This window comes from Rahnella bruchi, from assembly GCF_003614975.1.
In the GTDB taxonomy this organism is placed as follows: Bacteria; Pseudomonadota; Gammaproteobacteria; order Enterobacterales; family Enterobacteriaceae; genus Rahnella; species Rahnella bruchi.
Genome location: NZ_QZWI01000019.1, coordinates 1 through 13,227 on the forward strand (window position 1 = coordinate 1; position 13,227 = coordinate 13,227).

16 protein-coding genes are annotated in these 13,227 nt (G+C 51.7%); 2 read left to right on the forward strand and 14 right to left on the reverse strand.

The window, feature by feature from the left end:
- The 9 genes from D5398_RS22200 to fkpA form a co-directional block, all read right to left on the reverse strand.
- On the reverse strand, nt 1–140 hold a 140-nt coding region (locus tag D5398_RS22200), incomplete at its 3' end, for a GTP-binding protein (RefSeq protein ID WP_228389065.1).
- A gap of 71 nt (nt 141–211) precedes the next feature.
- Nucleotides 212–2,326 carry an elongation factor G gene (gene fusA / locus D5398_RS22210; protein WP_120509562.1) on the reverse strand — a complete coding sequence of 705 codons (2,115 nt, stop codon included), beginning with the start codon at nt 2,324–2,326 and terminating at the stop codon, nt 212–214.
- Between the two features lie 96 nt (nt 2,327–2,422).
- A complete protein-coding gene (gene rpsG / locus D5398_RS22215) occupies nt 2,423–2,893 on the reverse strand; it encodes a 30S ribosomal protein S7 (RefSeq protein ID WP_005969574.1) in 471 nt (156 codons plus the stop codon).
- A 96-nt stretch (nt 2,894–2,989) separates the two neighbouring features.
- Nucleotides 2,990–3,364 carry a 30S ribosomal protein S12 gene (gene rpsL, locus D5398_RS22220; RefSeq protein WP_009638963.1) on the reverse strand — a complete coding sequence of 125 codons (375 nt, stop codon included), beginning with the start codon at nt 3,362–3,364 and terminating at the stop codon, nt 2,990–2,992.
- Between the two features lie 143 nt (nt 3,365–3,507).
- Nucleotides 3,508–3,795, reverse strand: a complete 288-nt coding sequence (gene tusB / locus D5398_RS22225) for a sulfurtransferase complex subunit TusB (protein ID WP_120509563.1) — start codon at nt 3,793–3,795, stop codon at nt 3,508–3,510.
- 13 nt (nt 3,796–3,808) lie between these two features.
- Nucleotides 3,809–4,168 carry a sulfurtransferase complex subunit TusC gene (tusC, locus tag D5398_RS22230; RefSeq protein WP_120509564.1) on the reverse strand — a complete coding sequence of 120 codons (360 nt, stop codon included), beginning with the start codon at nt 4,166–4,168 and terminating at the stop codon, nt 3,809–3,811.
- A 22-nt stretch (nt 4,169–4,190) separates the two neighbouring features.
- A complete protein-coding gene (gene tusD, locus D5398_RS22235) occupies nt 4,191–4,583 on the reverse strand; it encodes a sulfurtransferase complex subunit TusD (protein WP_120509565.1) in 393 nt (130 codons plus the stop codon).
- Nucleotides 4,580–5,302: a helix-turn-helix transcriptional regulator gene (locus D5398_RS22240; RefSeq protein ID WP_162940816.1), complete on the reverse strand. Its 723-nt coding sequence runs from the start codon at nt 5,300–5,302 to the stop codon at nt 4,580–4,582. The genes tusD and D5398_RS22240 overlap by 4 nt, the downstream gene beginning before the upstream one ends.
- Nucleotides 5,303–5,566: 264 nt before the next feature.
- On the reverse strand, nt 5,567–6,427 hold the full coding sequence (gene fkpA / locus D5398_RS22245; protein WP_120509566.1) for an FKBP-type peptidyl-prolyl cis-trans isomerase: 861 nt from the start codon (nt 6,425–6,427) through the stop codon (nt 5,567–5,569).
- Between the two features lie 293 nt (nt 6,428–6,720).
- Between fkpA and D5398_RS22250 the strand changes: the two genes are divergently transcribed.
- Nucleotides 6,721–6,939 carry a protein SlyX gene (locus tag D5398_RS22250; RefSeq protein ID WP_120509567.1) on the forward strand — a complete coding sequence of 73 codons (219 nt, stop codon included), beginning with the start codon at nt 6,721–6,723 and terminating at the stop codon, nt 6,937–6,939.
- Between the two features lie 73 nt (nt 6,940–7,012).
- Here D5398_RS22250 and slyD read toward each other — a convergent pair whose 3' ends face one another.
- The 4 genes from slyD to kefG form a co-directional block, all read right to left on the reverse strand.
- Nucleotides 7,013–7,612 carry a peptidylprolyl isomerase gene (slyD, locus tag D5398_RS22255; RefSeq protein WP_120509568.1) on the reverse strand — a complete coding sequence of 200 codons (600 nt, stop codon included), beginning with the start codon at nt 7,610–7,612 and terminating at the stop codon, nt 7,013–7,015.
- 198 nt (nt 7,613–7,810) lie between these two features.
- Nucleotides 7,811–8,014: a YheV family putative zinc ribbon protein gene (locus D5398_RS22260; protein ID WP_013573660.1), complete on the reverse strand. Its 204-nt coding sequence runs from the start codon at nt 8,012–8,014 to the stop codon at nt 7,811–7,813.
- Between the two features lie 78 nt (nt 8,015–8,092).
- Nucleotides 8,093–9,901, reverse strand: a complete 1,809-nt coding sequence (gene kefB / locus D5398_RS22265) for a glutathione-regulated potassium-efflux system protein KefB (protein ID WP_120509569.1) — start codon at nt 9,899–9,901, stop codon at nt 8,093–8,095.
- Nucleotides 9,901–10,455: a glutathione-regulated potassium-efflux system ancillary protein KefG gene (gene kefG, locus D5398_RS22270; RefSeq protein ID WP_120133978.1), complete on the reverse strand. Its 555-nt coding sequence runs from the start codon at nt 10,453–10,455 to the stop codon at nt 9,901–9,903. The genes kefB and kefG overlap by 1 nt, the downstream gene beginning before the upstream one ends.
- A 129-nt stretch (nt 10,456–10,584) precedes the next feature.
- Between kefG and D5398_RS22275 the strand changes: the two genes are divergently transcribed.
- Nucleotides 10,585–12,501 carry an ABC transporter ATP-binding protein gene (locus tag D5398_RS22275; protein WP_120509570.1) on the forward strand — a complete coding sequence of 639 codons (1,917 nt, stop codon included), beginning with the start codon at nt 10,585–10,587 and terminating at the stop codon, nt 12,499–12,501.
- A gap of 55 nt (nt 12,502–12,556) precedes the next feature.
- Here D5398_RS22275 and D5398_RS22280 read toward each other — a convergent pair whose 3' ends face one another.
- Nucleotides 12,557–13,159, reverse strand: coding sequence for a LysE family translocator (locus tag D5398_RS22280; protein WP_120509571.1), 603 nt, complete (start codon nt 13,157–13,159; stop codon nt 12,557–12,559).
- Nucleotides 13,160–13,227: the final 68 nt, after the last annotated feature.

Below are 13,227 nucleotides of genomic sequence, written 5' to 3' on the forward strand. Positions count from 1 at the left end.
AATGCGCGTGCAGAACCGCCGTAGGTTTTAGCCAGAACGGTAGTGATTGCTGCAGTCAGGGTAGTTTTACCGTGGTCAACGTGGCCGATAGTACCAACGTTAACGTGCGGTTTGTTACGTTCAAATTTTTCTTTAGACACGGCTATATTCCTTACTCTTGTGCTCTCCCTTCATAGAGAGAGCACGGGATCATTGTGTTTAAACCAGTGGCTTATTTGCCACGAGCTTCAATAACGGCCAGGGCCACGTTATTCGGCGCATCATCGTACTTCAGGAATTCCATGGAGTAAGATGCACGGCCTTTGGTCAGTGAACGCAGCTGAGTCGCATAACCGAACATTTCGGAAAGCGGAACTTCAGCATGAATCACAACGCCAGTAGCGTTAGATTCTTGACCTTTCAGCATACCACGACGACGGCTAAGGTCACCGATGACGTCACCAGTGTTCTCTTCCGGAGTTTCTACTTCAACCTTCATGATCGGCTCAAGCAGGACTGGTTTCGCTTTCTTAAAGCCATCTTTGAAGGCGATAGAGGCGGCCAGTTTAAACGCCAGCTCGGAGGAGTCAACGTCATGGTAAGAACCGAAGTGCAGACGCACGCCCAGATCTACTACCGGGTAACCCGCCAGTGGACCAGATTTCAGCTGTTCCTGGATGCCTTTGTCAATCGCACCGATGAATTCACCAGGAATTACACCGCCTTTGATTTCGTTGACAAACTCATACCCTTTCGGATTTGTGCCAGGTTCTAATGGGTACATGTCGATCACAACGTGACCGTACTGACCACGACCACCAGACTGCTTAGCGTGTTTACCTTCAACGTCGGTAACTTTCGCGCGGATAGCTTCACGGTATGCAACCTGCGGCTTACCGACGTTAGCTTCAACGTTAAATTCACGACGCATACGGTCAACCAGGATATCCAGGTGAAGTTCACCCATACCTGCGATGATTGTCTGACCAGACTCTTCATCAGTCCAAACGCGGAATGATGGGTCTTCTTTAGCCAGACGGCCCAGAGCCAGACCCATTTTTTCCTGGTCAGCTTTGGTTTTTGGTTCTACAGCAACGGAGATTACCGGTTCAGGGAATTCCATGCGCTCCAGAATGATCACGTTATCCGGATCACACAGGGTATCACCAGTAGTCACGTCTTTCAGACCGATCGCTGCAGCGATATCGCCTGCACGAACTTCTTTAATTTCTTCACGCTTGTTAGCGTGCATCTGAACGATACGACCCAGACGTTCGCGCTGTGATTTCACTGGGTTAAAGACAGTGTCACCAGAGTTGACGAGACCGGAATAGACACGGAAGAACGTCAAGTTACCCACGAATGGGTCAGTAGCGATTTTGAACGCCAGAGCAGAGAACGGCTCGGCATCGTCAGAATGGCGAACTGCAGGAGTGTCTTTACCGTCATCCAACAAACCGTTGATAGCTTCAACGTCGGTTGGTGCTGGCAGATACTCAACAACAGCATCCAGCATTGCCTGTACGCCTTTGTTTTTAAACGCAGAACCACAGGTAACCAAGATAACTTCATTGTTCAGAACGCGCTTACGCAGAGAAGCTTTGATCTCTTCTTCAGTCAGCTCTTCGCCACCAAAGAATTTCTCCATCAGCTCATCAGAGCCTTCAGCAGCGGACTCAACCAGTTTCTGACGCCATTCTTCAGCCAGTTCTTGCATGTCAGCCGGGATCTCTTCGTATTCGAAGGTCACGCCCTGATCAGCTTCGTTCCAGTTGATAGCTTTCATCTTCACCAGGTCAACAACACCGGTGAATTTTTCTTCCGCGCCGATTGCCAGTTGCAGAGGCACCGGAGTTGCGCCCAGACGTTTTTCAATCTGATCAACAACTTTCAGGAAGTTAGCACCCATACGGTCCATTTTGTTAACGAACGCGATACGTGGAACTTTATATTTGTTTGCCTGACGCCATACGGTCTCAGACTGTGGCTGAACACCACCAACAGCACAGTAAACCATTACCGCGCCATCAAGAACACGCATGGAACGTTCAACTTCAATGGTGAAGTCAACGTGTCCTGGGGTGTCGATGATGTTGATGTGGTGTGGTTCGAACTGCTTAGCCATACCTGACCAGAAACAGGTGGTCGCAGCGGACGTGATGGTAATACCACGTTCCTGCTCCTGCTCCATCCAGTCCATGGTGGCTGCGCCATCATGCACTTCACCGATTTTGTGGTTTACACCGGTGTAGAACAGAACACGTTCGGTAGTGGTTGTCTTACCGGCGTCGATGTGAGCACTGATACCAATGTTACGGTAGCGCTCAATGGGTGTTTTACGAGCCATTTGATTCCTCTATAACTAGGACGTTCAAGTTCAGTTAACCCAAGCGGGTTGGCTTCTTGAAGCGCCCGCTTGGTTAGCATAACTACTGCGAAGTGATTACCAGCGGTAGTGGGCGAACGCCTTGTTGGCTTCAGCCATACGGTGAACGTCTTCACGTTTCTTAACTGCAGTGCCTTTGTTCTCTGCAGCATCAGAAAGTTCGTTCGCCAGGCGGAGAGCCATGGATTTATCACCGCGTTTACGAGCAGCTTCAACGATCCAACGCATTGCCAGAGCATTACGACGAACCGGACGGACTTCAACTGGAACCTGGTAAGTAGAACCACCTACGCGGCGGGACTTAACTTCGACAGTCGGACGAACGTTGTCCAGAGCGACTTCGAAAGCTTCCAGGTGGCCTTTACCGCTACGTTGAGCCAGGGTCTCAAGAGCAGTGTAGACGATTGCTTCTGCAGTAGATTTTTTACCATCTACCATCAGAATGTTTACGAATTTTGCCAGCAGTTCGGATCCGAACTTAGGATCTGGCAGGATTTTACGTTGACCAATGACGCGACGACGTGGCATGGAAATACTCCGTTGTTAATTCAGGATTGTCCAAAACTCTAAGAGTTTATTTTGACAGTAATGTGAAAATGTTTGGCCTTACTTAACGGAGAACCATTAAGACTTCGGCTTTTTAACGCCGTATTTAGAACGAGATTGCTTACGATCCTTAACGCCTGAACAGTCCAGCGCGCCACGGACGGTGTGATAACGCACACCTGGCAAGTCTTTTACACGACCGCCACGGATCAGGATCACGGAGTGTTCCTGCAGGTTATGACCTTCACCGCCGATGTAGGAGGTAACTTCAAAACCGTTAGTCAAACGCACACGGCATACTTTACGCAGTGCGGAGTTTGGTTTTTTAGGGGTGGTAGTATATACACGGGTACATACGCCACGTTTCTGCGGGCAAGCTTCCAGCGCTGGAACGTTGCTTTTAACAACCTTCGTAGAGCGTGGTTTGCGTACCAGCTGATTAATTGTTGCCATTAAAAAGCTCCTGGATTTTGGTTCATAAACTACTTTGTAAACGCGTGATAAATCGCCCCACAAAAAGCATTAGCTAATATGGGGACGCAGAATTTTAGGGCTGAGCTAAGAGGGTGTCAAGAAATATACAGCACTTGAGTAAATCACCATGCTGTTTGCTGGGTGTGTTTCTCAGTCAGCGCGACGAATCCAGTATAGTCGATCAATGTGATTTTGTGCGAAATTTGACCAACCAATCCTCTGGCCGCCAGATCTTCGCTGAGTACATAGATTGACTGAACATGCTGGCTGAGCAGCTCACAAGCCTCGCTGCCATCAAGCGCTGCGAGTACACCATCCTGCATCAGCAAAAGTGCGTCGTCCTGAGCAACCAGCTTAACAATTAATGAGAAATCACATTGTTGCGGGGAACGGGCAAGAGTAAAAAGCATGGAATTTCCTGATTTAAAACGTCATCACCACATCAAAACTGGCCAGTCGACCGCGAATTTCAGCCGCAGACAACGGCTCCACATCAAGCACCCATTTGTGTCCCGCAGACAAGCCGCGTGACTTTAGCGAGTCTTCACAGACAAAGCACTGATCGACGTCGTAAAGTGATAACACGCCGAATGTGGCGATATAATTACGGGCGAGAATTTTTTCCGGCTGCTGTGCCGGCATGAGCTGAAAGACCCCATCAGCCATGAAAAATACGCCGATATCTTCCGTCAGAGCTGACGTTGCCAGCAGCGCATCAAGGCCTTCTCTGCCCGCCGAAGTGCCGTGCGGGCCCTGAGTAAATACAAACGCTATCTTCTTCATTGCCTGTTCCTGCCATAGTTCATCAGAACTGCACCATACGGTCACAGGTGAGAGACGCTTCTGCGAGACTGCCCAATCCGGTAAGAGCGAACCCAGCTTGTAAATTCGTCTGCCCGTGTCCCTGATTATGCGCCTCTGTTTCGTCTATGACTCCGCGTCGCAATGCCGCTGCTACACAAACATTGAGGGCAACCTGATGGTCTGCTGCCATGCGCTGCCAGGACCTGACGAGGTCAAATTCATCGGAAGCAGGTGCAGAAAGCATATTGCCATTGAGAACGCCTTCACGATAAAAAAACACGCTGTCCAGTTGATGGCCGCAGCTTATCAACGCCAGTGCGAACTGATAAGCAGCACTGGCTTGTTGTGTTCCATAGGCAGGACCGGTTACCAGCAGGCAATAACGCAGTTTCAACGCTCATTCCCCACCAGATCCCCGCTTTTAAACTGGCGGATATACAGGTAAACCGTATGTTTGGAAATATTCAGGCGGTCAGCAACCTGATTGATGGCATCTTTAATATCAAAAATACCCTTTTCATAAAGATTCAGCACAACCTGACGGTTCTTCGCGTTGTTAGAAACATTGCGATCCGCGTTCACTTCTTCGATGGTGAATTCCAGCGTTTGCGCCACCAGGTCATCCACAGATGACGCGAAGTTTACCGACGATGCCACTTCCTGAGTCTCAGGTGGCATAAAGGTCTGAATAATTTGCGAGAAAGGTACGTCGAGATTCATGTTAATGCACAGCAGACCAACGACGCGTTGCTCACGGTTACGAATGGCGATGGTGACAGACTTCATCAGCACACCACTTTTCGCACGGGTGAAATAGGCTTTGGACACATTGCTGTCCGCACCGGTCATGTCATGCAACATACGCAGAGCTAAATCGGTAATCGGTGAGCCGATCTTACGGCCGGTATGCTCACCATTTGCAATACGAACCGCTGAACATTTCAGGTCTTCCAGTGAATGCAGAACTATTTCGCAATGCTCACCGATGAGCATCGCAAGCCCGTCCACCACGGCCTCGTATGAAGACAAAATCTCATGATCGACCTGGCTGAACGGACGTTGGTCCAGCAAATCCAGTTCACCGGTTTCGCCAGTTATAAGCGAATTAGACATCGAAGCTACCACCCTCTCTATCGCGCCTTCCAACGGGAGTCAGGACGCATTATTCATCATTCCACGGTCGCTACTGTATCAAAAACACAGAAAAAACGGCCTTACGATTATATGGATCTGTGACGTTATGCCGGGGAAACAAAAGCGTCAAGTTATCATCATAGAGTAACCGCAATAAAATGAAGGTCAGGCCCGAAGAAAAGTTAAAGGCGAAAAAAAACCGCCGCATTTAGCGACGGTTTTCTGCAACAGCTCAATAGCAAATCAGTTTGCTTTTGGTGCCGCTTCAGCTTCAGCAGGTTTTTCAGCTGCTTTCGGGTCAGCCTTTGGTGCCGCTTTCACGTCCAGCAGTTCAACATCGAACACCAGAGTAGAGTTCGCTGGGATCCCAGGGACGCCAGTTTTGCCGTATGCCAGTGCTGGTGGAATGACCAGCTTGATTTTGCCGCCTTTCTTGATGTGTTTCAGGCCTTCGGTCCAGCCTGGGATCACACCATCAAGACGGAAGGACAGCGGCTCACCACGGGTATAAGAGTTATCAAACTCAGTACCGTCGGTCAGCGTACCTTTGTAGTTCACCACAACGGTGTCGCTGTCTTTAGGTGCTGCGCCAGCACCTGGTTTTTCTACCTGATACAGCAGGCCAGATTCAGTCTTCTTCACGCCTTTTTCTTTGGCGAAATCAGCACGGAATTTGTCGCCTTTGTCAGCGTTAGCTTTAGCGTCCTGCTCCATCTTAGCCTGTGCAGAAGCTTTCACACGGCCTTCGAAGGTTTGCAGAGTTTGCTCAATTTCCTGATCGGACAGTTTGCTTTTGTTAGCAAACGCATCCTGAACACCGGCGATCAGCTGGTCTTTATCCAGTTTGATGCCCAGCTTTTCTTGCTCTTTCAGAGAGTTGTCCATGTAACGACCCAGTGATGCACCCAATGCATAGGCAGCTTGTTCGTCGTCACTTTTAAACTTGGTTTTATCTGTTGCTGCAGGAGCAGCTGCAGCAGGGGCGGTTGCTGGCGCAGTTGCAGCAGCGGCCGGTGCTGTGGCTTCAGCAGCCATAACCTGAGTGGCATTCAGGGCAATCGCCATGGTGGTTGCCAGCAGAGTTACTTTAAACAGTGATTTCATCCATTTCTCCAAGACCAGAAGCGTATGACCTCTGGTAATAATTACGAAAGTTCGGCGGTTACTATAACTGCCCGTCTCACGACAAAACAATCTCTATACACGCCATTAGCGTCATATTCAGACCTTTTTTGCATCAATTAGTTTCGTCTAATCGTGAAGAACAAACGATAAAGCGCCGCAGGAGTCAGGCAATTCAGCAGGTTTACGGGTAGAATCGCCGGTCTACAATACAGTATGAGGTTCCGGTCAGTGCTCAACCTGATCAACTTGAGCCGCACAATGAGGTAATGATTATGGACTCAAACACCGTTGAACAACGTCTGGAGATGCTGGAAAACAAGCTGGCTTTTCAGGAAATTACAATAGAAGAGCTGAATATGATCGTCACACAGCATCAGCTTGAAATGAGCAGATTGCACGATCACCTGCGTCTGCTGACAGACAAACTCCGCGCCAGCCAGCCATCAATGATTGCCGATCAGTCGGAAGAAGCACCGCCGCCGCATTATTGATGCTGTTTCTGACGTAACAAAAAGGCGCCTTCCGGCGCCTTTCGTTTTTATCACTCTGCAGGCAAAGTAATAATTAGTGGCAGCCGCAGCCGCCGTTACCACCACAACCGCCTTTTTTACCGTGATCATGACCGTGGTCGTGATCATGGTCGTGGCCACCGCAGCAACCTTCACCGTGTTCATGGTCGTGACCATGATCGTGGCCGTGTTCGCCGTGAACGTGGCCGTGAGCCAGTTCTTCTTCGGTCGCTTCACGGATTGCCACCACTTCAACGTGGAAGTTCAGATCCTGACCTGCCAGCATGTGGTTGCCGTCGACAACAACGTGGTCGCCGTCAACTTCAGTGATTTCTACCGGAACCGGACCCTGATCGGTATCAGCCAGGAAACGCATACCCACTTCCAGCTCATCAACACCCATGAACACGTCTTTAGGAACGCGCTGAACCAGGTTTTCGTCGTAGTTGCCGTAAGCGTCGTTTGCGCCAACATGCACGTCAAAAACGTCACCAATGGCATGGCCATCCAGCGCAGTTTCCAGACCGGAGATCAGGGAACCATGGCCGTGCAGGTAATCCAACGGCGCGCTCACCGGAGATTCATCAACCAACACACCGTCTTCTGTACGTACCTGATATGCCACGCTGATGACCAGGTCTTTTGCTACTTTCATGATAACTCCTACCGTTGGAAACTCAATTTGTTGTCTGCGGGCGTTTCGTCACGCACGCAACTTCGCTTAAGGCTAATTCAGTGACGGCCACTTTTCGATGAGATCATCCTGAAAAGCGCGACCGGATAAATTTGGCGAAGAGTGTAGCGGAAATCCGCGTCTCTGTACTACCAGCATAAAAAAACACGAGCAATAACGCTACTTCGGATCGAAAATACCGATCACCTGCTCTTCCGGGCGAAGCTTCTTGCTGACCTGAGCATCGGTCTGACGCTGATGGTGCCCGCACTTTACACACTCCACCACTTCAACCTGATCTTCCTGCCATAAAGCCAGCGTATCCATCGCCTTACATTTCGGACATACCGCCCCAGCGATAAACCGTTTACGGGTTGTAGCCATGTTACTTCTCCTGAAATTTGCGACATTGCGTCCGGTCATTTTTCATTCAGACGGTAAAATTATTTTCCGCCTGCCGGACTATTCGTCGTCGTCCCAGCCATCAAGCTGACGACGTTCGTTATGCATTTCGCTCTGGAAGATATCCTCCAGCTCGCGCCGCGCTTCTTTCACACGGGAAATCTGCGCCACGTCACCGCGGTTTTGCGGCACCAGTTCACGTAGCATCCGCATATCGAGGCGACGGAAATGTTGTTGCGCGCGGTACGCACTGTGCGGATGCATGCCCAGCGTGACCAGCGCCTTTTTGCCTAATTCCAGCGCACTGGAGAACGTCTCACGGGAGAAATTCGCCACACCAGCCTGCAACAGCTCATGCGCCTCAACACGGCCACGAGCGCGTGCCAGAATATTCAGATGCGGAAAATGCTGCTGACACAAATGCACGATAGTCATGGTATCGGCGGGCTCATCACAGGTAATCACGATCGATTTTGCCTTTTCAGCACCTGATGCCCTGAGCAGTTCCAGCTCCGTCGCGTCGCCGTAATACACCTTATAACCGTAAGTTCGCATCAGCCCGACAGCACTGATATCGCGCTCCAGCACCGTGATGCGCATTTTGTTCGCCATCAGCAAACGGCCAATCACCTGCCCGAAACGTCCGAAGCCGACAATAATCACCTGCGGCTCATCATCCTGCACAAAATGCTTTTCGTCACTCTCTTCGCCATCGTTGTAACGACGCACCAGGATCCGGTCGACCCATTGCATCAGCAGCGGCGTGGTCATCATCGATAACGTCACCACCACCAGCAACAGCGAAAGCTGCGACGAGGAAATCACTTTCTGCGCGCCAGCGGCCGAAAAAAGCACGAAAGCAAATTCACCACCCTGACTGAGCACGGCAGAAAACTGCAAGCGTACGGATGTCCGCAGGCCAAATATGCGCGACAGCCCGTACAGCACCGCGCCTTTGACCGTCACCAGAATAATTACGCCCGCCAGCACCAGCAGAATGTGGGTGTAGAGCACGCCCAGATTCAACGCCATGCCAACGGAAATAAAGAACAACCCGAGCAGTAAACCCTTAAACGGCTCGATAGCGATTTCCAGTTCGTGCTGATATTCGCTTTCTGCCAGTAAAATCCCGGCGATAAATGTCCCGAGCGCCATCGAAAAGCCCAGCGTATCCATAAACAACGCCGAACCCAGCACCACCAGCAGCGCGGCGGCGGTAAACACTTCGCGCACCCCTGAAGCCACAATCAGCCGGAAAATCGGCCGCAGTAAATAGCGCCCGCCGATCAGCATGCCGCCAAAAGCCAGCACTTTCAGACCGATCATCTCCCAGTTATTGCTGCCTTCAGAACCGCCGGCCAGAATCGGGATCAGCGCCAGCGCCGGAATAACCGCGATATCCTGGAACAGCAGCACGGCAAAACCCAGCTGACCGCCTTCGTTACGGGTCATGCCTTTGTCACGCATCAGCTGCAATGCCATCGCCGTAGATGACATCGCCAGCCCGATACCGCCAATTACCGCGGCCTGCCAGGAAAATTTGGTCAGATATAACAATCCGCCGAGCACCAGTGCGGTGAGGATCACCTGCCCGGCACCGACGCCAAAAATTTGCCGCCGCAGCGCCCACAGTTTGCCGGGATTCAGTTCCAGCCCGATGATAAACATCAGGAAAACCACACCGAGTTCGGAGAAATGCAGAATTTCGTCTACATCACGGATAAAACCCAGTCCCCACGGACCGATGGCGATACCGGCCAGCAAATAGCCGAGCACCGCGCCAATCCCTAAACGTTGGGCAACCGGCACGGCAACGACCGCGGCGAACAGAAACAGCAGGATCGCCATGGGAATATTGGAAACATCCATTATGCAATCCCTCCGTGCGGCAACGGGGATTTCAGCCATTCGCCGTAAGCTTCGGCATGACTTTGCAGCACATCAGGTTTCTGACGGCGCGCCCAGTAAATGATGATTGGCGTCATCCAGTGCATATGGCACATAGCAGACGTCAGCTCGAACGGACGCATAATGTCGGACATCGGATAACGGTTATAACCACCCGCACGGTAAGCGCCCTCCGGTTCACCGGTAGTCACCACCGAACGCCAGTATTTTCCATTGAGAGCATTCCCGCCCGCACCGCTGGCGAAACCGCGCGCGAGCACGCGATCCATCCACTCTTTCAACAACGCCGGACAGCTGTAGGTATAAAGGGGGTGCTGAAAAACAATCACCTTATGTTCGCGCAGCAGTTGCTGCTCACGGTGAATATCGATAAAAAAATCAGGATAGTGGGCGTACAAATCATGCACGGTGACATGTTCAAGCTGTTGTGCTTGTTGCAGTAAAACGCGGTTGGCGACCGAATCGGGTGATTCCGGATGGGCATACAGCAGCAAAACCTTTGGTGGCTGCGACATCAATACCTCCAAAGCGTCGTCAGGGTGCGGTTTTTCCGTTACCATGCTTCGCAAAGACAAAATGGGACGCGATACGTCTTGTTTAGATCATTATCATGACAATTTAACATACTCTCAACACGGCGCTTTATGATTGTTTTCTCCTCCTTACAAATCCGACGCGGCACTAATGTGCTGCTGGACAACGCGTCTGCGACCATCAATCCCGGCCAGAAAGTCGGGCTGGTGGGCAAAAATGGCTGCGGTAAATCCACCCTGATTTCCCTGCTAAAAGGTGAAATGAGCGCCGATGCAGGCAACCTGACGTTTCCGACCAGCTGGGCGCTGGCCTGGGTAAATCAGGAAACGCCAGCGCTGGACGAACCGGCGATAGAGTATGTTATCGACGGCGACCGTGAATTTCGTCAGCTGGAAGCCCAATTGCAGCAGGCTAACGAGCGGGACGACGGCCATGCCATCGCCACGCTGCACGGCAAACTCGACGCCATTAACGCCTGGACCATTCCGGCGCGCGCCGCCAGCCTGCTCAGCGGGTTGGGCTTTACCCAAAATCAGTTACAGCAACCGGTGAAATCGTTCTCCGGCGGCTGGCGTATGCGCCTGAACCTAGCGCAGGCGCTGATCTGTCGTTCTGATTTACTGCTGCTCGACGAACCGACAAACCATCTGGATTTGGACGCGGTTATCTGGCTCGAGAAATGGCTGAAAAGCTACACCGGCACGCTGGTGCTGATTTCACATGACCGTGATTTCCTCGATCCCATCGTTGATAAAATTATGCACATCGAACAGCAGTCGATGAACGAATATACCGGTAACTACTCGTCCTTCGAACGCCAGCGTGCGACCAAACTGTCGCAACAGCAGGCATTGTTTGAAAGTCAGCAGGAAAAAGTGGCGCACCTGCAAAGCTATATTGACCGTTTCCGCGCACAGGCGACGAAAGCCAAGCAGGCGCAAAGCCGTATCAAAATGCTGGAACGCATGGAGCTGATTGCCCCGGCGCACGTCGACAATCCTTTTCATTTTAGCTTCCGTTCGCCGGAAAGTTTGCCCGATCCGCTGCTGCGGATGGAAAAAGTCAGCGCCGGTTATGGTGACACCACTATTCTGGAGTCGATCAAACTGAATTTGGTGCCGGGTTCGCGTATCGGCCTGCTGGGCCGCAACGGTGCCGGTAAATCCACGCTGATCAAATTGCTGGCCGGTACCATGCCGCCGCTTCAGGGTGACATCGGTCTGGCGAAAGGCGTCAAACTGGGTTACTTCGCCCAGCACCAGCTGGAGTTTTTGCGTGCAGAAGATTCGCCGTTGCAACATCTGGTTCGTCTGGCGAATAAAGAAACCGAACAGCAACTGCGCGATTATCTCGGCGGGTTCGGATTCCACGGCGATAAAGTCACTGACCCGACCGGGCGTTTCTCCGGCGGCGAAAAAGCCCGTCTGGTGCTGGCCCTGATCGTCTGGCAGCGCCCTAACCTGCTGCTGCTCGATGAACCGACCAACCACTTAGATCTCGATATGCGCCAGGCGCTGACCGAAGCGCTGATCGACTTCGAAGGCGCGATGGTAGTCGTCTCGCATGACCGCCACTTACTGCGTTCCACCACCGACGATTTGTATCTGGTTCACGGCGGTAAAGTGGAACAGTTCGACGGTGATCTGGAAGACTATCAGCAATGGCTGGTGGATATACAGCGTCAGGAAAGCCAGCAGGATGCACCGGCCAAAGACGGCGGCGTCAACAGCGCGCAGTCGCGTAAGGACCAGAAACGCCGCGAAGCTGATTTCCGCAATCAAACCCAGCCGCTGCGTAAGCAAATTACCAAACTCGAAGCGCAGATGGAAAAACTGAGTACCGAGCTGGCAACCCTCGAAGAGCGTCTGGCCGATTCCGCGATTTACGATATCAGCCGTAAAGCCGAACTGACTGAATGTCTGCAACAACAGACCAAAGTGAAAGGCGCGCTGGAAGAAACCGAAATGACCTGGCTTGATGCACAGGAACAGCTGGAAGAAATGTCGAAGGCCTTTGATCTCGACTAATTGACCGTCTGCCAGAAAATGGAAAGGAGCCACGAGGCTCCTTTTTCATTTTATCTTAATGCCAGATCAACAACACACAAGCCGCAGTCAGAATACCCATCGCGATGTTGAAGGTGTACCACGCACGCTTGCTGCGCAGCAGGCGACCAATCACGGTACCGAACCCGAGCCAGATGATCCCGGAGACCAGATTCACCAGGAACATCCCGAGGCTGATACCGGCAATCGAATGGTTATACGCTGCGCCTGCCAGACTGAAACTCGCCACCGCGCCCAGCCCCATCAGCCAGGCTTTCGGGTTCAGGAATTGCAGCAACCAGCCCTGATATAACCGGATCGGCTTCGGGGGTGGCGCGCCGGTTTCCAGCTTTTCATAGGCCGACGTCGCAATCTTCCACGCCAGCCACAGCAGATAAAGACTACCGGCGATTTTGAGGAAAAGGTGTAACGCAGGATAAACCGTGATCAGCCCGCCAACGCCGAAGGCCACCAGCAGCAAAATACTTTGCATGCCGAGCATAATGCCGACCATCAGCCAGATTGAGCGGAAGAAACCGAAGTTAGCGCCAGACGTGGTTAACAACATATTATTCGGGCCTGGAGTGATAGCGGCGACCCATAAAAATCCGAGCATTGAGAAAAATAAACCGAGTTCCATTTAATTTGGGTACTCCGACCCGAAAGATGTGCGATAGCATTGAAGCTAACAGCGTGATATTGATCGCA